At 61.3% G+C, this 21,019-nt stretch carries 16 protein-coding genes; 13 read left to right on the top strand and 3 right to left on the bottom strand.

Annotated elements, in window-relative coordinates; genetic code table 11:
* Positions 1-306 precede the first annotated feature (306 nt).
* The 6 genes from ASG55_RS24180 to ASG55_RS24155 all read left to right on the top strand — a co-directional run bounded on the left by ASG55_RS24180 (position 307) and on the right by ASG55_RS24155 (position 8,606).
* On the top strand, positions 307-1,884 hold the full coding sequence (locus ASG55_RS24180) for a glycosyltransferase (protein ID WP_056791058.1): 1,578 nt from the start codon (positions 307-309) through the stop codon (positions 1,882-1,884).
* A complete protein-coding gene (locus ASG55_RS24175) occupies positions 1,878-3,179 on the top strand; it encodes a glycosyltransferase (protein ID WP_056791055.1) in 1,302 nt (433 codons plus the stop codon). Before ASG55_RS24180 ends, ASG55_RS24175 begins: the two co-directional genes overlap by 7 nt.
* The gene (locus ASG55_RS24170; RefSeq protein ID WP_056791052.1) at positions 3,176-4,330 is read left to right on the top strand and encodes an acyltransferase family protein; all 1,155 of its coding nucleotides are present in this window, start codon (positions 3,176-3,178) and stop codon (positions 4,328-4,330) included. Before ASG55_RS24175 ends, ASG55_RS24170 begins: the two co-directional genes overlap by 4 nt.
* Entirely contained in the window at positions 4,324-5,163 is an 840-nt protein-coding gene (locus tag ASG55_RS24165) for a class I SAM-dependent methyltransferase (RefSeq protein WP_056791048.1), read from the top strand. The genes ASG55_RS24170 and ASG55_RS24165 overlap by 7 nt, the downstream gene beginning before the upstream one ends.
* 136 nt (positions 5,164-5,299) lie before the next feature.
* Complete coding sequence (locus ASG55_RS24160) at positions 5,300-6,484, top strand: DUF3142 domain-containing protein (protein WP_056791045.1); 1,185 nt, start codon at positions 5,300-5,302, stop codon at positions 6,482-6,484.
* Entirely contained in the window at positions 6,471-8,606 is a 2,136-nt protein-coding gene (locus ASG55_RS24155; protein ID WP_056791042.1) for a hypothetical protein, read from the top strand. The genes ASG55_RS24160 and ASG55_RS24155 overlap by 14 nt, the downstream gene beginning before the upstream one ends.
* Here the strand turns inward: ASG55_RS24155 and ASG55_RS24150 are convergent.
* Positions 8,603-9,232: a LysE family translocator gene (locus tag ASG55_RS24150; protein WP_056791039.1), complete on the bottom strand. Its 630-nt coding sequence runs from the start codon at positions 9,230-9,232 to the stop codon at positions 8,603-8,605. The two genes, ASG55_RS24155 and ASG55_RS24150, sit on opposite strands and share 4 nt — an antisense overlap.
* A gap of 146 nt (positions 9,233-9,378) precedes the next feature.
* Between ASG55_RS24150 and ASG55_RS24145 the strand changes: the two genes are divergently transcribed.
* Entirely contained in the window at positions 9,379-9,852 is a 474-nt protein-coding gene (locus tag ASG55_RS24145; RefSeq protein WP_056791036.1) for an Lrp/AsnC family transcriptional regulator, read from the top strand.
* Positions 9,853-9,952: 100 nt separating this feature from the next.
* Here the strand turns inward: ASG55_RS24145 and lpdA are convergent, their stop codons facing one another.
* Positions 9,953-11,353: a dihydrolipoyl dehydrogenase gene (gene lpdA, locus ASG55_RS24140; RefSeq protein ID WP_056791033.1), complete on the bottom strand. Its 1,401-nt coding sequence runs from the start codon at positions 11,351-11,353 to the stop codon at positions 9,953-9,955.
* 210 nt (positions 11,354-11,563) lie between these two features.
* Here lpdA and hflK (ASG55_RS24135) point away from each other — a divergent pair, with 210 nt between their 5' ends.
* The 5 genes from hflK (ASG55_RS24135) to cfaB all read left to right on the top strand — a co-directional run bounded on the left by hflK (ASG55_RS24135) (position 11,564) and on the right by cfaB (position 18,880).
* The gene (hflK, locus tag ASG55_RS24135) at positions 11,564-13,525 is read left to right on the top strand and encodes a protease modulator HflK (RefSeq protein WP_056791030.1); all 1,962 of its coding nucleotides are present in this window, start codon (positions 11,564-11,566) and stop codon (positions 13,523-13,525) included.
* Positions 13,522-14,562 (top strand): protease modulator HflC, encoded by a 1,041-nt coding sequence (hflC, locus tag ASG55_RS24130; protein ID WP_056791027.1) that lies wholly within the window; start codon positions 13,522-13,524, stop codon positions 14,560-14,562. The genes hflK (ASG55_RS24135) and hflC overlap by 4 nt, the downstream gene beginning before the upstream one ends.
* On the top strand, positions 14,559-15,608 hold the full coding sequence (gene hflK / locus ASG55_RS24125) for a protease modulator HflK (RefSeq protein WP_056791024.1): 1,050 nt from the start codon (positions 14,559-14,561) through the stop codon (positions 15,606-15,608). The genes hflC and hflK (ASG55_RS24125) overlap by 4 nt, the downstream gene beginning before the upstream one ends.
* On the top strand, positions 15,605-17,515 hold the full coding sequence (locus ASG55_RS24120) for a heavy metal translocating P-type ATPase (RefSeq protein ID WP_056791021.1): 1,911 nt from the start codon (positions 15,605-15,607) through the stop codon (positions 17,513-17,515). The genes hflK (ASG55_RS24125) and ASG55_RS24120 overlap by 4 nt, the downstream gene beginning before the upstream one ends.
* 177 nt (positions 17,516-17,692) lie before the next feature.
* The gene (gene cfaB / locus ASG55_RS24115) at positions 17,693-18,880 is read left to right on the top strand and encodes a C17 cyclopropane fatty acid synthase CfaB (RefSeq protein ID WP_056791018.1); all 1,188 of its coding nucleotides are present in this window, start codon (positions 17,693-17,695) and stop codon (positions 18,878-18,880) included.
* Positions 18,881-18,890: 10 nt separating this feature from the next.
* Here cfaB and cls read toward each other — a convergent pair whose 3' ends face one another.
* The gene (gene cls, locus ASG55_RS24110; protein WP_056791015.1) at positions 18,891-20,330 is read right to left on the bottom strand and encodes a cardiolipin synthase; all 1,440 of its coding nucleotides are present in this window, start codon (positions 20,328-20,330) and stop codon (positions 18,891-18,893) included.
* 131 nt (positions 20,331-20,461) lie between these two features.
* Here cls and ASG55_RS24105 point away from each other — a divergent pair, with 131 nt between their 5' ends.
* Positions 20,462-20,980, top strand: coding sequence for a DUF3617 domain-containing protein (locus tag ASG55_RS24105; RefSeq protein WP_016772436.1), 519 nt, complete (start codon positions 20,462-20,464; stop codon positions 20,978-20,980).
* Positions 20,981-21,019 lie beyond the last annotated feature (39 nt).

The raw sequence follows: 21,019 nt of genomic DNA, 5'->3' as shown, positions 1-21,019 counted from the left end.
GCCAATCTGTGCCAATTGCTCGGCAATTTCAACCGGGCAAACCGTGACTGGTCAGTTCTCGTCAGCATAGTCCGATTTATTCTCGCCCGGCGGTTCCCGGACTCGCGATGGATGTGTTTAGAATGGCCTTCGTCGCGAGTTGGCCGATTGTTTTCCGGACGCCGCGACGCGGGGTGAAACTGACCACTAAAACAAGAACAGAGACGTGCCCGATGATGACGGACGAGTGCCGGCCCTGCCGACCCGATCCGACGCGCGGCCGTCATAGCATGAAGTCGCCGGGATGGCGCTTCATCGTGGGATGCCATGAATTTCATTCTCTACTCGGACGTCAACGACAGCTCCATCAGTGCCAGTCTGGGGCGTCCGGAATACAGCTATTACTTTGTCCTCAAAGCCTATCGCCCGGTGCTGGAAAGCCTGGGGCGCGTGCACGTGGCCGGATCTGTCGCCGACGTCGATGTGATTTACCGGCAATTGCTCGCCGCAGGTGAAGACACTGTGTTCCTGTCCTTCACCCCACCGCAGAAGACCCCGGTTGATCTGGAATGCCCGACGATTTGCGTGGTGGCCTGGGAGTTCGATTCGATCCCCGATGAACAGTGGGACGACGATCCGCGTCAGGACTGGACACGCATGCTCGCACGCCACGGCCGGGTCATCACTCTGTCGAGCCACACGGCAACGGCCATCCGCCGCGCCATGGGCGAAGCGTTCCCGGTGCTGGTTTTGCCGACGCCGTTGTGGGACAGCTTCGCAACGATTCGTCAGCAACACCAACCCATGCCGGTCAATCCCGGGACTGCACTGGCGATCAAGGGCTGTATTTTCGATTCGCGCACCCTCGGCCTGTCAGCCGATGCGCTGATCCCAACGCCAATCAGCCCTGAAGAGCAGGCTGCACTGGCCGCAGCAATTGAAGCCGCGCGCCCGCCACCGTTGACGTTCAAACGCCGACTGGTCATTGCTCGACATTATCTGCGCCTGTGGGCACTGGACTTGGGACGCGAACAGACGGAACCGGTGCCGCGGGTGAAATTTCTGCACAACTGGTACTGGGAGGGCATTCGCGATCTGCTGCCGGACGCGTTGCATGGCTGGCTGCAACAGCGTTGGCCTGAGGTGTGCGGCGCTGCGCCGGTGCCCGTGATCGAACCGGCGCCACTCGATCTGCCGGACACCTCATCGGTGGTCGAAACCACAGTCGAGGGTGTGGTGTACGTCTCGGTATTCAATCCCAAGGATGGCCGCAAGAACTGGCATCGACTGATCAGCGCATTCTGCTGGGCGTTCCGCGAAACGCCCGACGCGACGCTGGTGCTCAAGATTACCCAGAATGATCTGGCGTCCTATTACAGCGAGTTGATGACCCTGCTGGCGCAACTCACGCCGTTCGCCTGTAGGGTCGTGGTGATGCACGGTTACCTCGACGACGCGCAGTACGCCAGGCTCTATCAGGCGGCCAGTTTCTACGTCAACGCGTCACGCTGCGAAGGGCTGTGCCTGCCCTTGATGGAGTTCATGTCCAGCGGTAAACCGGTGATCGCCCCCGATCACACGGCGATGGAAGATTACATCGATGACTCGGTGGCGTTCGTGGTCAGGTCCAGTGAAGAGCTGACGATCTGGCCGCAGGACACGCGGATCATCTACCGCACGCTGCGGCACCGCCCCGACTGGGGCTCGCTGAAAAACGCCTACGAAAACAGCTATCGAATGGCCACAGCGCAGCCGCAGGAGTATCAGCGGATGTCTGCCGCCGCCGTCGCGCGTATGCAGCAATACTGCGCCTTCGCGCCGGTGCGCAAACGGCTCGCGGAGTTCTTTGCGCTGACAGCAGGCCCCACCGATGCTGCGCCTGTGACGGATAACGCCTCATGCTGATCATCATTCATTCGGAAACCAACCGGCACACCATTGCGCAGAACCTCGGGCGTTCGGAGTACAGCTATTACTTCGTGCTCAAGGAGTATCGTCCGGTGCTCGAACGCATCGGTCGGGTCGTGGAAGTGGCCGATCCGCAGACAGAAGTCGATGCTCTGTATCTGGAATGTCTGAGCCGTGGCGAGCCCTGCGTGTTTCTGTCGTTCTCGCCGCCGCATCGCACTCCCGTTCACCTGGCCTGTCCGACGCTGCCGGTGTTTGCGTGGGAGTTCAGCACGATCCCCAATGAAGCCTTCGCGGGCGAGCCGCGCAATGACTGGCGTAGCGTCTTGCATGCCTGTGGCGCAGCGATCACCCACTCCAGCTACACGGTCAATGCCGTGCACGAGGCGATGGGTGCCGAGTACCCGATCGTCGCGGTGCCGGCGCCGGTCTGGGACCGCTTTGCTGCCCGTGGCGCGAAAATGCCCGAGCAAGCCCTGGCCACCGCCTACAGCCTGACGATCAAAGGGCTGGTCGCGGACAGCCGCACCCTCAATCTGAATGCATTCGGGCCGGCGCACCTGCGCAGCGGCGACGGCATCGACTTCGCCGCGCCGGCCTCCGAGCAGACGCTGGTGCTTGACGGCGTGGTTTATACCTCGGTGTTCAATCCCGGTGACGGGCGCAAGAACTGGGAAGACATGCTCAGCGCTTTTTGCGTTAGTTTTCGCGATGTCGAAGACGCGACGCTGGTGCTCAAGCTCACTCACCACGACGCCGAAGAAGCGCTCAGCGATATCCTCCACCATTTGTACAAAAACCAGTCTTACCGCTGCCGCATCGTTCTGATCTACGGTTACCTTGCCGATCCGGACTACGAGCAACTGGTGCAGGCCACGCGGTATGTGGTCAACACCTCCTACGGCGAAGGCCAGTGCCTGCCGCTGATGGAATTCATGTCCTGCGGCAAGCCGGCGGTGGCGCCGCGTACCACGGCGATGATCGATTACCTGAGCACGGAAAATGCCTTTCTCATCGAGTCCACCGACGAGCTGACAGCCTGGCCCCACGACCCGCGCAAAGCCTTCCGAACCCTGCGTTATGTGACCAACTGGAGCTCATTGTGCGAGGCCTATCGGGCCAGTTACGACGTCGCGAAAAACCAGCCGCAGCGCTATGCCGAGATGTCGGCGCAGGCAGTCGTAAGTTTGCAGGCGTTCTGCAGCCAGACTGTGGCTGAACAGCGTTTGCGAGGGTTTCTGACGCAGTTGTTCGAGCATCGTGCGCCTGCCTTGGAAGCCCCCCAAGCATGAACGCCAAGCGCATCATGGACGTTGAAGTCCTGCGTGCGGTCGCGGTGCTCGCGGTGTTGTTCCACCATTTGCCGGACAATCTGTTCACTGACCCGGTGCCGTCGCTGGCCCGGATCCACGAATGGGCGCAGACGTGGTGGGGCGTCGACCTGTTTTTTGCGATCTCCGGTTTTGTCATCGCCCGCAGCTTGATCCCGGTGCTGCAAGGCTGCACGACGGGCCAGGAGCGCTGGCAACAGGTGCGCCATTTCTGGCTGCGCCGGGCTTTTCGCCTGTTGCCTTCGGCCTGGTTATGGCTGGCGGTGATCCTGCTGGCCTGTATGTTTTTCAACCGGTCCGGTGCGTTCGGTACGCTGTCCGCCAATCTTCAGGCGACCTTGGCCGGGGTACTGCAATACGCCAATTTCCGCTTCGCCGACAGCTTTTTCCAATACGAATACGGCAGCAGTTTCGTCTACTGGAGCCTGGCGCTGGAGGAGCAGTTCTACCTGCTCTTTCCGTTGCTGATCCTGTTGTTTCGCCGACACCTGGTCTGGGCATTGCTGGCGCTGGTGGCGGTGCAGATTCTGACTGTGCGCACGCCTTTGCTGATGGTAGTACGCACCGATGCGCTGGCCCTTGGCGTGCTGTTGGCGATGTGGAGTGCGCAGCCGGGTTTTCAGCGCTGGCAGCCCTCGTTCTTGCGCCGACCATGGCTTGGCATTTCAGCGTTGATGGTCATTGGAGCGCTGTTGAGCTTCATGGCCACCGACCGTTTTACCCTGGCCAATTATCGGATCGGTTCGATCGCCGTGCTCAGTGCGCTGCTGGTCTGGATCGCCTCGTACAACTGTGACTACCTGATGCCTGCCGGACGCTTGCAGCGGTTGCTGGCATGGATCGGCAGCCGCTCCTACGGTATCTACCTCATTCACATTCCGGCGTATCTATTGGTGCGTGAACTGATCTTTCGCTTGCAGAGCAGTGGCCTGCCGAGCCCCGCCGGACATCCCATCATTACGATGCTGATTGCCTTTGGCCTGATCGCGCTCCTCAGCGAACTCAACTACCGCGTGGTCGAAATGCCGATGCGCAATCGCGGTGCTGCACTGGTCAAGCGCCTCGGCACCTCCCGAACTGCAGTTACCTCACCCGGAGCCACCTCATGCTGAGCTTTTTGAAGAAACTCTCGGCGACAGCGCCTGCACAGCCTGCAGCAGAACCGGTCGCTGCGGTTGCCGACAAGGTTGATCCGTACTCGCTCGGCCTTTACGACGCGAAACTCAGCGGCTGGTACAACCAGGCGACCCACGAGCTGTACACGGGATTCCCTGTGAGTGCCGACGATACGTTGCTTGATGTCGGCTGCGGTGATGGCGGCAACGTGCACTTCTGCGGTATGCGTGGGGCGAAGATCATTCTTGCCGATATCGATGCGGCCAAGGTCGAAGCCACCCGCCAGCGCCTGAGCGACACCCCGGCCCGGGACATCGAATGCCACATTACCGACTGCAACCCGCTACCGATCGCCGACGCAACGGCGACGCGTGTGGTCTCCACCGAGGTGATCGAGCATGTTGATGATCCCGCGCAGTTTCTCGCCGAACTGGTGCGTGTCGGCAAGCCGGGCGCTTTGTATCTGCTGAGCGTGCCGCATCCCAGCTCCGAGGACCTGCAAAAGGACATCGCCGCGCCGGAGTATTTCCAGAAACCCAATCACATACGCATTATCAGCGAAGACCAGTTCAAGGCCATGGTCAGCGACGCCGGGCTGGAGATCATCAGCCACAGTAAATATGGCTTCTACTGGTCGATGTGGATGATGTTGTTCTGGGAAGCCAAGGTCGATCTCAGCAACCCCGATCACCCGATGCTCGAGCACTGGGCCAATACCTGGCAAGCGGTGCTGGATTCCCCGCGCGGCGCGCAGATCAAGCAGGCGCTGGATGCGGTGGTGGCCAAGAGTCAGGTGATTATCGCGCGCAAGCCTGCGGCATCCCTGTAGGCGCTACGGCACGCTGCGATCTTTTGATCTGGAGTCTTGAAGCAAGATCAAAAGATCGCAGCCTCGTTTCACTCGTCAGCTCCTACACGGTTTTTGTGTAACCTTGCAGCCCTGTGGTTTCAGGGATTTTCAAGGTATGCGGTTGATTGTGTGTCTGTTCCTTGGCGTCTTGCTTGCGGGTTGCGAGCAACACGTCGCGCCGGCCCTCGACCAGCAACTCTACGTCTGGCAGCGCCAATGGACGCCTGCGCATGAACCGGCCTTGCGTGACAGTCGCGATGATTTCTCGACGCTGCGCGTACTGGCATTGCAGGCCTTTCCCGGCGAGCGGTGGAGCAGGGCGCGGGTTGATCCAGCCTTGTTGAGAGCCGATGGCCGGCCGTTGATTGCAGTGATTCGCCTTGATGGTCAGCTGCAATCACTGGACCAGCAGCAGGTCACCGCGCAGATTCTGCAAGTCATCGCCGATTGGCAGGCGCAGGGCCTCACGTTGAGCGGCGTCGAGATCGATCACGACGCCGGTACAGCACGGCTGCATGCGTATGCCCAATTGCTCAAAGATCTGCGCGCGACCTTGCCGCCATCGTTGCCTTTGAGCATCACCGCACTGCCGGCCTGGCTCGACAGCGCGCACTTGCCGGCGCTGTTGCAGAGCGTCGACAGCAGCGTGCTGCAAGTCCACGCCGTGAGCGATCCGCGACTGGGTCTTTTCGACGCCAGGCAGGCGTTGAAGTGGGCCAAGGCCTGGGCACATGTCAGCGACAAACCGTTCTATCTGGCGCTGCCGGCCTACGGCGTTGCGCTGTTGAGCGATGATGGTGGCGCGCCGGTAGTGGAAAGCGAAGTGCAACTGGAGCGCGGCGGGCAGCGCCGGGAATTGCTCGCCGATCCGCAGCAACTAAGCCAATTGGCCAAAACCTTGCGCGAGGATCCGCCTGAGCATCTGGCCGGGTTGATCTGGTTTCGCTTGCCGCTGACCAACGATCGTCGCGCCTGGAGCCTGACTACTTTGCGCGCCGTGGCGCGGGGCGATGGGCTGAACAGTCAGTTGCGCTTGTCATTCAAAGAGCAGGGTGGACTCTATGACATCCTGCTCGATAACCGCGGCAATCTCGACAGCCCGTGGCCCGCGCAAATTACGCTCAAGGCGCAGGATTGTGCAGACGCTGATGCGCTCGCCGGTTACTCGTTGCAACAAAGTGCCAATCTGCTTACCTTCACCCGCCTGCGTGACGGCCGCTTGCCGGCGGGCGGGCAGCGCGCTGTCGGTTGGGCGCGTTGTGCACATATTGATCAAGGAGGTTCGCATGTTGACCCGTAACTGGCCCCGCCATCTGCTCTGCCTGAGCCTCAGCCTGCCGCTGGGTTCGGCGCTGGCCTGCGGCCCGGACTTCCCGATGCGCCTGCTCGACAACCGCGCGCAGACCTTGGCCGATTTGCCCGAGGGCAGCTTCAGCTTCGAAATCAGTCGCCTGGGTAAAACCATTGCCGGGCTGAAAAACGTCACCGCAGCGACCCATAACCCCAACGACTATGCCGAAGACAACGCGTCAGAGCTGGCGCGCGAACAGGCTGAGCAGGTGGGCCTGAGCGCTGAGCAATACGCCGTGGTCAAGCGACTGCGCGGGCTCAGCGATGCACGTCAGGCCGAGGAGCAGGGCGCCAGTCTGCCGGTGGAAATCCGTTTGTACGTTGCCGGCGCGGTGGCTTTTGCCACCGGTGATCATCAATTGGCCAGTGAGTATTTCAACAAGGTGCTGGCCCTGCCGGCGGACCAGCGTCCGTTGCGCAGCACGTGGGCGGCGTATTCCCTCGGGCGCATCGCCTTCGCCATGAGCAACGAGGCGCACGATCGCATCGAAGCGCTGGATCAGGCGCGCGATGCCTTTCGCCAAGCCCGGCAACTGAGCATCGACGGCTTCAGCGATCCGCTGGAACTGGGCGTTGCCAGCCTCGGTGAAGAGGCGCGGGCGTTGCGCAGCGCGGGCGACTGGAGCGGCGCCATCGAACTGTACGAATCGCAGAACCTGCACGGTTCGGCCGTCGGTTATACCTCGCTCAAGCAACTGATGAACGAACTGGCCGAATTGCCGGAATCTCAGCTGGCCAAACTGCTGCAGCAGCCAGCAGTGCAGCAACTGGTCACGGCGTCGCTGGTCAGCCGCCAAGGCTGGTCATTTGGCGAGCAGCCGGCCAACGAAAAGAAATTGGTAACGCTGTTGCAGAGCAGCACCCGTGGCAGCCTCGACAATGCCGATCGACTGGCGGCGATGAGTTATCAACAGGGCGACTACGCGTCTGCCAAGGCCTTTCTGGTAAACGCCGGGGACGGCGGACTGGCCTGGTGGCTGCGGGCAAAACTGGCAGTGCGTGAGGGCGACACGACTGCCGCCGCTGCCGCCTACGCCAAAGCCGCCCAGGCCTTTCCGCAGAATGAAGACTGGGGATATCGCCGCACGCCGGACTGGGCGTTTGAAACGGTGCAGCCCAAATGTCGGGTGGAAGGCGAAAGCGCGATCCTGGCGCTGCAACGCGGCGAATACCTGCAAGCATTCGTGCAGCTGTATCGCAGCAACAGCCTTTACTGGTTCGATGCCGCCACCGTTGCCGAGCGGGTGCTGACGGTCGATGAGCTCAAGCGGTACGTCGATGAGAACGTGCCGGCGCCGCCGCCATTGACGCAGCAAGAGCGCGATAACTATGTGCCGCTGTCGGTGGCCGCCAACCTGCGCAATCTGCTCGGTCGGCGCTTGCTGCGTGAGGGCCGTTACGAGGAAGCGGTCGGTTATTTCGCCAGTGACGATCTGCAGCACAAGGCCCGGCTCTATGGCGAGCAACGGCTCAAGGCCGAGTCGGCGTGGTGGCCGAGCAAACGCGCCAGTGCGTTGTACAACGCCGCATGGACAGCCCGGGAGTGGGGCATGGACATCCTCGGTTATGAGATGGCGCCTGATTACGCCACCTTCGGTGGCAATTACACGCTGGAGAGCACGAAGCTGGATGTCGGCCCGCTGATTTCCACGGCGGAAGTGCAGCGCCAGCAGGCCAGCGCCGCGCAACCGGATCAGCGTTATCACTATCGTTTTGTCGCCACGGCACTGGCCAGTCGCGCCGCCGATAACCTGCCGCACACCAGTCAGGCGTTTGCCGCCGTGTTGTGCAACGCGGCCGGCTGGAACAGCAGCCTTGAGGACCAGAGTGCGCTGTATCAGCGCTACGTCAAGGAAGGCCCTTATGTGCCGTGGGCGCAAGACTTCGGCAATCAATGCCCGTACCCGGACTTCGAAAATGCCGACAAGCGCTACGTCACCCAGGTGACCGATGCCGTGCGTGAAACGCTGCGGCCGTACAAGTGGCCGGTGCAGATCGGCGCGATCATCGTAGTCGCGGCCATTGCGTTACTACTGATCACCCGTCGTCAGCGCAGGGTACACAAGGCTTAAGTCTGCTGAAGGAAGCTCAGGCGTACGGCGAAGCCAATCAACAGACTGCCGAACAGCCATTGCTGAACGCGCTGGGCGGTTGGACTGTGTTGCAGCCAACGGCCCAGTGCCGCGCCGGTCAGGGCAACCACGCTGTCGAACAGCAGACCTACGGCGACCAGCACCATGCCAAGCAAGGCAAACTGGCTCAGCACCGGCGCGCCGTGACTGACGATGAATTGCGGCAACAGCACCGAGCAGAACAGCAACGCCTTGGGATTAAGCAGGTTGGTCAGCAAGCCGCGACGGATCGCATCGCGCCACTGGCCGGGAGCAGGTGCCTGCTCTTGGTTTTGCAGACGCGGTACCAGCGAGCTGCGCAAACACTGGATACCGATCCACAACAGATAGGCCGCGCCAGCGATGCGCACCACGTCAAACGTCCACGGCGCCGTTTTGAACAGCGCCGCCAGCCCCAGTGCCGCCAAGGCAACGTGACAGGCGCGGGCGATGGCCAGGCCCAGTGCGGTGGCCAGCGCCGCACCGCGACCTTGCCGCGCACCGGTTTGCAATAGCAGGATCATGTCCGGTCCCGGCAGTAGCAGAACCACAGCCAGCGTCAGAATAAACAGCCAAAGACTTGCCACATCACACCCCGTTTTCGATGTCGATTTTCTCGCGCCAGTCTAGAGCGAGACGGCAGGGCAGGTGCTTGCGTAGTCGGCTTCAATTGTTTACAGCTTTGGCATAACCTGCTGGTTTTCAACCGTCAGACTATCGGGATCTGCCAAAGATGAAACTCGACGCTTATGACCGCAAGATTCTCGCTGCGCTGCAGCGCAACGGCCGCCTGAGCAATGTCGAGCTGGCGGAACAAATCGGCCTGTCGGCCTCACCGTGTCTGCGCCGGGTGCGCATGCTGGAAGAGGCGGGGGTGATCCGGGGCTACCAGGCCAATCTGGATCGCGATGAAGTCGGGCTGGGGCTGACGGTGTTTGTCGGGGTCAAGGTCGAGCGGCACAACGAAGAACGCGCCGAGGCTTTTTATGCCGCCGTCACTGCATTGCCCGAGGTGGTCTCGGCGTTTCTGGTGTCCGGCGAATCGGACTTTTTGTTGCAGGTAGTGGTGCCTGACTTGCGCGCTTATGACCGCTTTGTCAGCGGCCATCTGCTCAAGCTTCCGGGTGTGAGCGATATTCGCAGCAACTTTGCCATTCACACGGTGAAAGCGCCGGGGGCGTTGCCGTTGGGGCATCTGCCGCTGTAGACCGGGTGGCACCATTCGCGAGCAGGCTCGCTCCCACAGGGGGAACGCATTCCAAAGTGGGAGCGAGCCTGCTCGCGAAGACGGCGGCAAGGTTTGGAACCTACATCTGCGTCGCCATCCCCTCGACATTCATCGCTGCCTGCCGCAACGCTTCCGAACGCGTCGGGTGCGGATGGCAGGTCAGGGCAATGTCCTCGGCCGAGGCGCTGAACTCCATCGCCACACAGAACTCGCCGATCATCTCGCTCACGCTCGGCCCGACCAGATGCACGCCGAGCACTTCGTCCGTGCGCTCGTCGGCGAGGACTTTGGCAAAGCCTTCTGTTTCGTGATTGATCTTCGCCCGGCTGTTGGCGGTGAAGGGAAACTTGCCGACCTTGTAGGCGCGGCCCTCGGCCTTGAGCTGTTCTTCGGTCTGGCCGACGCTGGCCAGCTCCGGTTGGGTGTAGATGACGTTGGGGATCAGCGCGTAATTGACCTCGCCAGCCTTGCCGTGGATCTGCTCGACGCAGGCCATGGCCTCGTCTTCAGCCTTGTGCGCGAGCATCGGGCCGGACGTGACGTCGCCGATCACCCAGACCCCGGCGGCTTCGGTGCGATGTTGCTTGTTGGCGAGCATGCCGCGTTTGTCGGTACTGAGGCCGACGTTCTCCAGCCCCAGGCCCTGGGTGTACGGCCGGCGCCCGATGGCCACCAGCACATAGTCGGCTTCGATCAGCTCAGCCGTGCCACCGGCGGCAGGCTCGACGCTCAGATGCACGCCTGTGGCGGAGCTGGTGGCGCTGGTGACCTTCGAGCTCAGTTTGAAGGCAATGCCTTGTTTGCTCAGTGCGCGCTGCAAGGTCTTGCCGGCCTCGCCATCGACGCCGGGGCAGATCCGATCAAGGTATTCGACCACGGTGACCTGCGCGCCGAGTCGGCGCCACACCGAACCCAGCTCCAGGCCGATCACCCCGGCACCAATGACCACCAGATGTTTGGGTACTTCACTCAATGACAGCGCGCCGGTGGAATCGAGGATGCGCTGGTTGTCGATCTCGACGCCGGGCAGGGGAGTGGGCTCGGAACCAGTGGCAATAATGATGTCCTTGGCGCTGAGCTCGCTCTTGTTGCCTTGGGCGTCGGTCACCGTCACTTTGCCCGGGCCGTCGATATGGCCCCAACCCTTGATCCAGTCGACTTTGTTCTTGCGAAACAGAAACTCAATGCCCTTGGTCAGGCCGGCGACGCTTTCGTCCTTCTGCTTCATCATCTGCGCGAGGTTCAGCGTCGGTTTGACCTCGATGCCGAGATTGGCGAACTCTGTCCCCACCGCAGCGGCGTACAGCTCCGACGCGTGCAGCAAGGCTTTGGACGGCATGCAGCCGACGTTCAGGCAGGTGCCGCCGAGGGTTGCACGTCCTTCAACGCAAGCGGCCTTGAGCCCGAGCTGGCCGGCGCGGATCGCCGCGTTATAACCGCCGGGGCCGCCGCCCAGAATCACTACGTCATAGTTGCTCATGCGCTTGCTCCAGATTGCTCGATGGGGATAGCCAAGGTTAGTCGCGATAAAAATTATGTGCGTAATATGAGCTTCGTCGAACATTTCGGTCAAGGCTTCAGGCAAGCGACAGCTGCAGCATCTTTGAATAGATGCAATTGTGTACGAATATTTCACAGTGTCCGTTATATCGTAACGCTATGAACGCTGAGCCTACATTTTCGGGGTGTTATGCAAGTCGATCTTGAGTTGGAAGCCACGCCAGTCACCGGGCTGCCGCGCTTTCAGCAGGCAGCCGCGCAGTCACGCAAATTGCGTCGGTTGGCGTATGGACTCGGCGCAGTGGCCGCGTCGGGCTGGGTGCTGGCGTTTTTCGTCGGCCTGTTTGCGCCGCAGTCCCTGTGGTTACCGTCATTGGTCAATCAGAACGCGGCGTTGCTGGTGCTCGTCGCCGGTCTGCAATCGGCCTGGTGGGTGACGCAATGGCGCGCGCGGGTGATGCATGCGCCCGCTTCGCAATCGACCGTCGTGGAAGAGGGCGGCGCAGCCGAGGGCTGGTACGAAAGGCTTCTGGAGCGCTTGAGTCAGCAGAGCCGCCATGTGCTTGGACAAATCGGCGCGCCGACGTTGTGGCTTGGCGGCTGGGCGTTGCTGGTTCTGCTTGGTATTGAGCAGGTGTGGAATCTCACGTTGCCTGCGGCGGCCTTGGGGCTGTCGGCGAGCATCGGTGCGGCATTGGCGTTGTTGCTGGCGTTTGCCCTGCTGGTGCTGGAGCGGCAACTGGCGCAGGAACCGCCGGCGCAGTGGCCGGAAGCGGCTGCGCTGGCACAACTGATCCGGGTGGTGATCATCACTCTGTTGATCGGTGCGCTGTGTCTGTTGTTTGCCAGCGAAGACGCAGTCTGGCCGGCGCGTGTTGCGGTATTCAGCGCAATCCTGCCGATGTTGGTTGCCATCGAACTGTTATTGCGCGCGGTGCTGTCTGTTTTCAGCCCGCGCCGCGAACAACTCGAACCGACCCTGCTGGCGCGCAGTTTTATCGCCGATATGCTGCGTTGGCCGCCGCAGCCGTGGCTGGCGTTACAGCATGAAATGCACAACCGTTTCGGCATCGATTTGCGCCAGATCTGGGCCTTCAGTTACATGCGCCGGGCCTTGTTGCCAGTGTTGGCGGTGGTCGCCCTTAGCGGTTGGCTGCTGACCGGCGTACATGAAATTCCCATGCAAGGTCGCGGCATCTATGAGCGCTTCGGTAAACCGGTACAGGTTTTCGGCCCGGGTTTGCATAGCGGGTTGCCTTGGCCATTGGGGCGTGTGATCTCCGTTGAAAACGGCGTGGTCCATGAACTGGCAACCAGTGTCGGCGACAAGCCAATCGCCGTGCAGTCCGATTCCGCTGAAGGCCCGGCGCCGCTGACCGCCAACCGTTTGTGGGACGCCAGCCACGTCAACGACAAATCCCAGGTCATCGCCAGCAGCCGCGGCGCGCAACAGGGCCTGCAAATCGTCAACATGGACGTGCGCTTCGTTTATCGCATCGGTTTGAACGACGAGGCGGTGCTCGCCGCGACCTATAACAGCGCCGATGTACCGACGCTGATTCGCAGCACCGCCAGCCGCATCCTGGTTCACGATTTTGCCTCGCGCACCCTCGACGGTCTGCTCGGCGACGACAGGGCAGGGCTGGCCGAGGAAATCGGTCGCTCGGTGCAAAGCGATCTGAACAGATTGAACAGTGGCGTGGAGATCCTTGCCACAGTTGTCGAAGCGATTCATCCACCGGCCGGCGCGGCGAATGCCTACCACAGTGTGCAGGCTGCGCAAATCGGCGCGCAGGCGTTGATCGCTCGCGAACGCGGGGCGGCTGCGCAGGCCACTAACGAGGCGCAGTTGCAGGCGAGCGCGGCGCGGGATCAGGCAACGGCAAACGCGCGGGAGATCAATGCCGAGGCGCAAACCGCCGACCTGAAATTCAGCGCCGAACGGAAAGCCTTCGCCAGTGCTGGCCAGGCCTTCGTGCTGGAGCAATATCTCAGCCAGCTCAGTCAGGGCTTGAATAAAGCCAGGCTGCTGGTGCTCGACCATCGACTTGGCGGGAGCGCGAATGCGCCAACCATCGATCTGCGTAATTTCGCACTGCCGACTGATCCGTCGCCCGCCCGCACCACCGCTCAACCAGGAGCCACCCATTGAGCCAGTCGCCTGTTCATGACGTTCACGACCACAGCGGCCACGACCACGGCCACGGCGGGCATCACCATCATCATGGTCATCATCATCACGGTGAGGTGCAAGAAGCCGGACCATTTCCATGGCGGCGTATGGGCTGGGCTGCGTTGCTGGTGGCGTTTGCCATTGCCGCCGCGAGTCTGGTGCAAGTGCGCTCCGGCGAAGCCACGGTCATCACCCGTTTCGGAAATCCGTCGCGGGTATTGCTTGATCCCGGTTTGAGCTGGCGCTGGCCTGCGCCGTTCGAAGCGGCGATTCCAGTGGACTTGCGTCTACGTACCACCTCAAGTGGTTTGCAGGACGTCGGCACCAAGGACGGTTTGCGCATCATCGTTCAGACCTACGTGGCGTGGCAGGTGCAGGGTGACCCTGAACACGTGCAGCGTTTCATGCGTGCCGTGCAGAATCAGCCGGATGAAGCGGCGCGGCAGATTCGCACCTTTGTCGGCTCGGCACTGGAGACCACGGCCAGCAGTTTCGATCTGGCCAATCTGGTCAACACTGATGCCAAACAAGTGCGCATCGGCGATTTTGAAGCGCAGTTGCGTCAGCAGATCGACCAACAGTTGCTCGCCACTTATGGCGTGCGCGTGGTGCAGGTCGGTATCGAGCGGCTGACTTTGCCCTCGGTAACGCTCAGTGCCACGGTCGATCGCATGCGCGCCGAGCGTGAAACCATTGCTACGGAACGTACAGCGATCGGCAAACGCGAAGCGGCGCAAATTCGCTCCGCCGCCGAGCGCGATGCGCGAATCGTCCAGGCTGATGCGACGGTGAAAGCCGCCGACATTGAAGCGCAATCGCGAGTCGAGGCTGCACAGATTTATGGGCGCGCCTACGCCAGTTCGCCGCAGCTTTACAACTTGCTGCGCTCCCTCGATACGCTCGGCACCATCGTCACGCCGGACACCAAATTGATTCTGCGCACCGATGCTGCGCCGTTCCGTGTGTTGGTCGACGGCCCACCGACGCTCGACAACAAAGTCGGATCGCAGCCATGAGCGAAGAAGTTCCACGTGGAACACATGCGTTGAACAGTCCGTGGATTCAGGCCGGCCGTCTGACCTTCATCGCCTTGTATGCGATCACTGTTTTGGCCGCATTAGCATGGGCGGTCTCGAATGTCCGGCAGATTGATCCGCAGGACCGCGCCGTGGTGCTGCACTTCGGCGCACTGGATCGCGTTCAGAATGCCGGACTGTTATGGGCGTGGCCGCAGCCTTTTGAGCAGGTGATTCTGTTGCCGGCGGCGGATCGGATGATTGAGCGCCGAGTGGAAAATCTGTTGCGCAGTGACGAGGCGCTGACGGCTGACCGGGTGGCGTCCTTCGCTACGCCATTGAGCGATGCACTCGCCGGGTCTGGTTATTTATTGACCGGTGACGCCGGCGTAGTGCAACTGGACGTGCGAGTGTTTTACCAAGTCTCCGATCCCTATGCGTTCGTGTTACAGGGCGAACACGTGCTGCCAGCACTCGATCGCTTGGTGACGCGCAGCGCCGTGGCACTGACCGCCGCGCGAGACCTCGACACCATTCTGGTCGCTCGCCCGGAACTGATCGGCGCCGACAATCAGGCGGCCGAGCACCGTGAGCGATTGCGCGGTGATCTGGTGCAAGGCATCAACGCGCGTCTCGCTGAACTGAAGGCGAGCGGGCAGGGCATAGGTATCGAGGTGTCGCGGGTCGATGTGCAATCGAGTCTGCCGGAGCCAGCGATCACTGCTTTCAATGCGGTTCTAACGGCCAGTCAGCAGGCTGACAAAGCAGTGGCTAACGCGCGCACCGATGCCGAGAAACTTGCCCAGTCCGCCAACGAACAGGCAGACCGCACGCTCCAGGTGGCTCACGCGCAGGCAGGCGAGCGTCTTGCAAAAGCCTCAACCGATACCGCAACCGTCATGAGTCTGGCCAAGTCTGCCGACCCGCAAATGCTCCTGCGTCTGTATCGCGAGCGCATACCGAAGATCCTCGGTCAGGCCGGGTCGGTCACCACCGTCAATCCGAAAGACGATTCCCGGTTGATCATTCAAGGGGCCAGTCAATGACCGCGACCACCGCTGCTCCAAGTCTGTTGTCCTCGGCCGAACAACGTCGCGCCGCGCGCCAATTGACCCTGGCGATGCTTGCGCTCGGGCTGCTGGGTGTGGGGCTGGTCTGGCGCTGGATACTCCCGGAGCAAATCGGTGTCAGCCAACTGCTGCTGGGTTTCGCTTCTTTGCTCGTAGCGGTTCCGGTGATGCGGTCGGCCTGGTACAGCCTGCGTTATCCAAGCCTGCACGGCATTACCGATCAATTGATTGCGCTGGCCATGCTCGGTGCCTGGGCGACCGGTGATCTGCTCACCGCGGCGTTGTTGCCAATCATCATGATCTTCGGCCATGTGCTCGAGGAGCGCAGCGTCATCGGTTCCCAGGAAGCGATCAATGCGCTTGGCCGGCTGACCCGCAGCCATGCGCGCAAGCTGCAGGCAGACGGTTCGATCATCGAAGTGGACAACCGCACGCTCAGTGCTGGCGATATTGTCGAGGTGCGGGCCGGTGATCGGGTGCCGGCCGACGGTCGGGTATTGTCCGGCCAGGCGAGTCTCGATACGGCGTCGATTACCGGTGAATCGGTACCGGTGGAAGCGGGCGTGGGCATGCTGGTGTTTGGCGGCGCGATCAACCTCGATGGATTGCTGCGCGTCGAAGTCACCCGCACCGGCGACGAATCCACCTTGGGCAAAGTCATCGCCCTGATGCAAAACGCCGAGCGCTCGAAACCGCCGATCACGCGATTGCTCGAACGCTATGCCGGCAGTTACATGGTGCTGGTCTTGTTGCTGGCGGCGGTGACCTGGTTCGTCACCCATGATGCACAGGCGATGCTCGCGGTGCTGGTGGCGGCGTGTCCGTGTGCGTTGGTGCTGTCGGCGCCGGCCACGGCGATTGCCGGTGTCGCCGTCGCCGCGCGTCACGGGATTCTGATTCGCAGCTCGGCGTTCCTCGAAGAACTCGCCGATCTGACCTCGCTGGTGGTCGACAAGACCGGCACGCTGACTTACGGCACCTTGCGTTTGCAGTCGATCGACAGCCTCAGTGTGGACACTAAAGAAGTGCAGGCGCTGGCCGCCAGTCTTGGCGCGGCGAGCAGTCATCCGGTGAGCCGGGCACTCGCCGGGATGGCCGATCAGGAAGCCTATTGGCCTCTGACCAACATCCATGAGCGCCAAGGCTTGGGCGTAGTGGCGACGACAGAGCAGGGCGAAGCTGCGCTCGGTCGTCCAGAGTTGTTCGCGCAACTGGGCATCACAACTACCCTCGTTCCTGAGCACGATGGCCCGATTGCCGGGTTAGCCTTTAACGGCGAATTCCTCGCCTGGCTGCTGCTAGCAGACAGCATCAAACCCGAAGCACGCTTTGCCTTGAGCGAATTGCGTGAACTGGGGCTGGGACGCCAGCTCCTGTTGACGGGGGATCGCCAGAGCGTCGCGCGAACCCTGGCGCAGGAAGTCGGGCTGAACGAAGTGCAGGCGCAAGCGCTACCGGAGGACAAACTCAATCGCGTGCTCGAGGAAATCGATCACGGCTTCCGCCCGATGGTGGTCGGTGACGGCATCAACGATTCACTCGCGCTCAAGGCCGGCGTGGTCGGTGTGGCGATGGGCGCTGGCGGGGCCGACATTGCCCTGGCGTCGGCGGACATCGTGTTGATCGGCAGCGACTTGCGTCGCCTCGGTACTTGCGTGCGCTTGAGTCGTCAGTGCCGGCATACTTTGCAGGTCAATGTGATCATCGGTCTCGGCTGGACCATGGCGATCGTGGTCTTCGCGGCGTTCGGTTGGCTTGGCGCGGCCGGGGCGATGATCGCGGCTCTGCTGCATAACCTGAGCACCCTGTTGGTGTTGGGCAACGCCGGACGTTTGCTGCGCTTTCAGGAGCCATTGCTCAGGCTCGACCCTCAGGCTAAATGAAAGAAAATTCATCGAACCGTCGAGTGCACAGGCAGTCATCTATCGTAAGGCGCGTCGTCTGGGGCGTTCAGCCGATGTGCCGATCACGATAGACAAGGCCGACCGAATCGATAGCCTGCTATTTTTCCAGGTTGGTCTACCCTCAGATCAGACGTCTGAAACAAGGGGGGATTTTCCATGCTCGCGCAACTTCCACCGGCCTTACAGAATCTGCAGTTACCGCTTCGCCTGCGACTCTGGGACGGCCATGAGTTCAATCTGGGCCCGACGCCCAGCGTAACCATCGTCGTCAAGGACCCGCAGATGGTCACTCAATTCACCCACCCAAGCCTGGATGTACTCGGTGCGGCGTTCGTCGAAGGCAAGCTGGAACTGGAGGGCTCGATCAGCGAGGTCATCCGGGTTTGCGATGAGTTGAGCAATGCGCTGCTCGACCAGGACGAAGACAGTCAGCCGGTGCGTGCGCATCACGACAAGGACACTGACGCCAAGGCCATTTCCTACCACTACGACCTGTCGAATTCGTTCTACCAGCTCTGGCTGGACAGCGACATGGCGTATTCCTGTGCCTATTTCGAAACCGGTAGCGAAACCCTCGAACAGGCGCAGCAAGCCAAATTCCGCCATCTGTGCCGCAAGCTGCGCTTGCAGCCGGGCGAGTATTTGCTGGATGTCGGCTGCGGTTGGGGCGGTTTGGCACGGTATGCGGCGCGAGAGTTTGGCGTCAAAGTGTTTGGTATTACCTTGAGCAAGGAACAATTGGCCCTGGCGCAGGAGCGAGTCAAAGCCGAAGGGCTGGACGATCAGGTCGAACTGCAATTGCTCGACTATCGCGATTTGCCGCAAGACGGCTGCTTCGACAAGGTTGTCAGCGTCGGCATGTTCGAACATGTTGGTCATGCCAATCTCGCCGAGTATTGCGCAACGCTGTTTGGTGCGGTGAAGGAGGGCGGCCTGGTAATGAACCACGGCATTACCGCCAAGCACACCGATGGCCGCCCGGTTGGACGCGGCGCAGGCAACTTCATCGAAAAATACGTGTTTCCCAACGGCGAGTTACCGCACCTGGCGATGATCTCTGCCGAGATCAGTGAAGCCGGGCTGGAAATCGTCGATGTCGAAAGCCTGCGCCTGCATTACGCGCGCACGCTCGATCACTGGAGCGAGCGACTGGAGGACAACCTCGAAGCTGCGGCGAAACTGGTGCCTGAGCAAGCACTGCGTATCTGGCGTCTGTATCTGGCCGGTTGCGCTTATGCCTTCGCGCGGGGCTGGATCAACCTGCATCAGATCCTCGCTGTGAAAGCGCATCCGGATGGCAGCCACGAACTGCCTTGGACCCGCGACGATATCTACCACCCCTGAAACGGGCCACTCAGAGTATCGGCGAAATCAGCCGGGCGATCCGCATGCCGACCTGTTGCAGGCGGTGGATCTCCCGGCTTTCTTCTTTGGCCACCTCATCGGCCTGGGCGAAATCGTCATTGAGCATCTGTTCCACGGCGGCGGCGAACTCACTGTCGACGGTCAGCAACATCACTTCGAAATTCAGGCGGAACGAGCGATTATCCAGATTGGCGCTGCCGATGGCGCTGATTTCGCTGTCGATCAACACCACTTTCTGATGCAGGAAACCCGGTCGATAGCGGAACACCCGAACGCCGGCACGCACCGCCTCAAAGGCATACAGGCTGGACGCCGCATAGACGATGCGATGATCAGGCCGCGACGGCAACAGCAGGCGCACATCGACACCACGCAAAACTGCCAGCCTCAATGCCGCGAACACCGCTTCGTCCGGGACAAAGTAAGGGCTGGTGATCCATACGCGTTGCGTTGCTGCGTAAATGGCTTCGACGAAAAACAGCGAGCAGGTTTCGTAGGCATCCGCCGGGCCGCTGGCGAGCAATTGGCAAAGCACGCCATCCTCCGGGTACGTATCCGGAAGGATCAACGGCGGCAGAGTGCGAGCAGCCCAGAACCAGTCTTCCGCGAACGATTCCTGCATGCAGGCCACCACCGGCCCGCGGACTTTGACGTGGGTGTCACGCCACGGCGCCAATGGTGGCTTCTCACCCATGTATTCATCGCCGACGTTATGCCCGCCGACAAAGCCGACTACGCCATCGACTACAACGATTTTGCGGTGGTTGCGAAAGTTGACCTGAAAGCGGTTGAGCCAGCCGCTGCGCGTGGCAAAGGCTTTGACCTCGACGCCGGCGTCACGCAGCGCCTGCACGTAATGATGGGGCAGGGCATGGCTGCCGATGCGGTCGTAGAGCAAATGAATTGATACGCCTTCGGCGGCTTTCTGCAAAAGCAAATCACGCAAGCGCTGGCCGAGCCGATCGTCGTGGATGATGAAGAACTGGATCAGCACGGCTTCCTTCGCTTGTGCGATCGCCTGGAAAATCGCATCGAAGGTCGCGGTGCCGTTCACCAGCAGTTGCACCTCGTTGTTCGCCAGGCACGGCATGCGCCCCAGTTTCGGCATCGCGCGCAATGAGGCATAGGCACTCGAAGCGCGAGCGGCGAGGGCTTCTTCCACCCACGGGCGCCAGTTCAATTCGGAAATGGCCAGGCGCATCTGCTCGTTGGCCTGGCGCCGGGCCTTGATGTAGCCATCGAAGGTACTGCGACCAAAGACAAGATACGGAATAAGCGTGAAGTAGGGAATGAAGATCAACGACAATGCCCAGGCGATCGAGCCTTGCGCTGTGCGCACGGTCAGCACCGCATGGATCGCAGCGATCGAACCGAGTGTGTGCAACAGGGCGATCAGGTAACCGAAAATGTGCGGTCCGAAAAAATCCATGGGGCAGCCTTGCTCCGCGAGATGCAATGCTTAACAGACCATGTTCTGCGGCGAATGTCTCTATTTAATCGGCGCATGAACCGACACAATCGGCCGGCGTCTAACGGCCACAACTGATCAGGAGTTACTCGATGAACGTTCGTCTGCTGGGTTTGGCGCTGGGCCTGGGTTTGGCATTACCGGTGGTTGCGCAGGCACAAATGCTGCAGCCGGGGTTGTGGGAAATGTCTTCGAGCAATCTGAAGGTCGATGATCAGGCCATGGACGTGCAATCGATCCTTGGCCAGATTCAAGGCCAGATCACCCCGCAGCAGCGCGCTGCGCTCGAGAAAAACGGCATCAATATTGGCGGCAAGGGTATCCGCGCCTGCCTGACGCCGCAGCAGGTGGCGACCAACGACATCCCGCTGGCCGACCCGCAATCGGGCTGCAAACAGCAGATCACCGAGCGCACCGGCAACCAGTGGAAATTCCGCTTCAGCTGCCCGAAAGCCCAAGGCACCGGTGTGGCGACATTCCTCAGTGACCGCGAATTCACCACCGTCGCCAATGGCACCTTCAACGCCATCGGCATCAACCAGAAGGGCAGCCTGGAAACCCGGGCAGTCTGGCTGGGTCAGGATTGCGGCACGGTAAAACCCCGCGCTTAAACCCCTCGCAGCGCTCCCACAGCTGGAACCCATTCCAAC

This window comes from Pseudomonas sp. Leaf434, assembly GCF_001425545.1.
Lineage (GTDB): Bacteria > Pseudomonadota > Gammaproteobacteria > Pseudomonadales > Pseudomonadaceae > Aquipseudomonas > Aquipseudomonas siliginis.
This window is presented reverse-complemented; position numbering and strand designations above follow the sequence as displayed.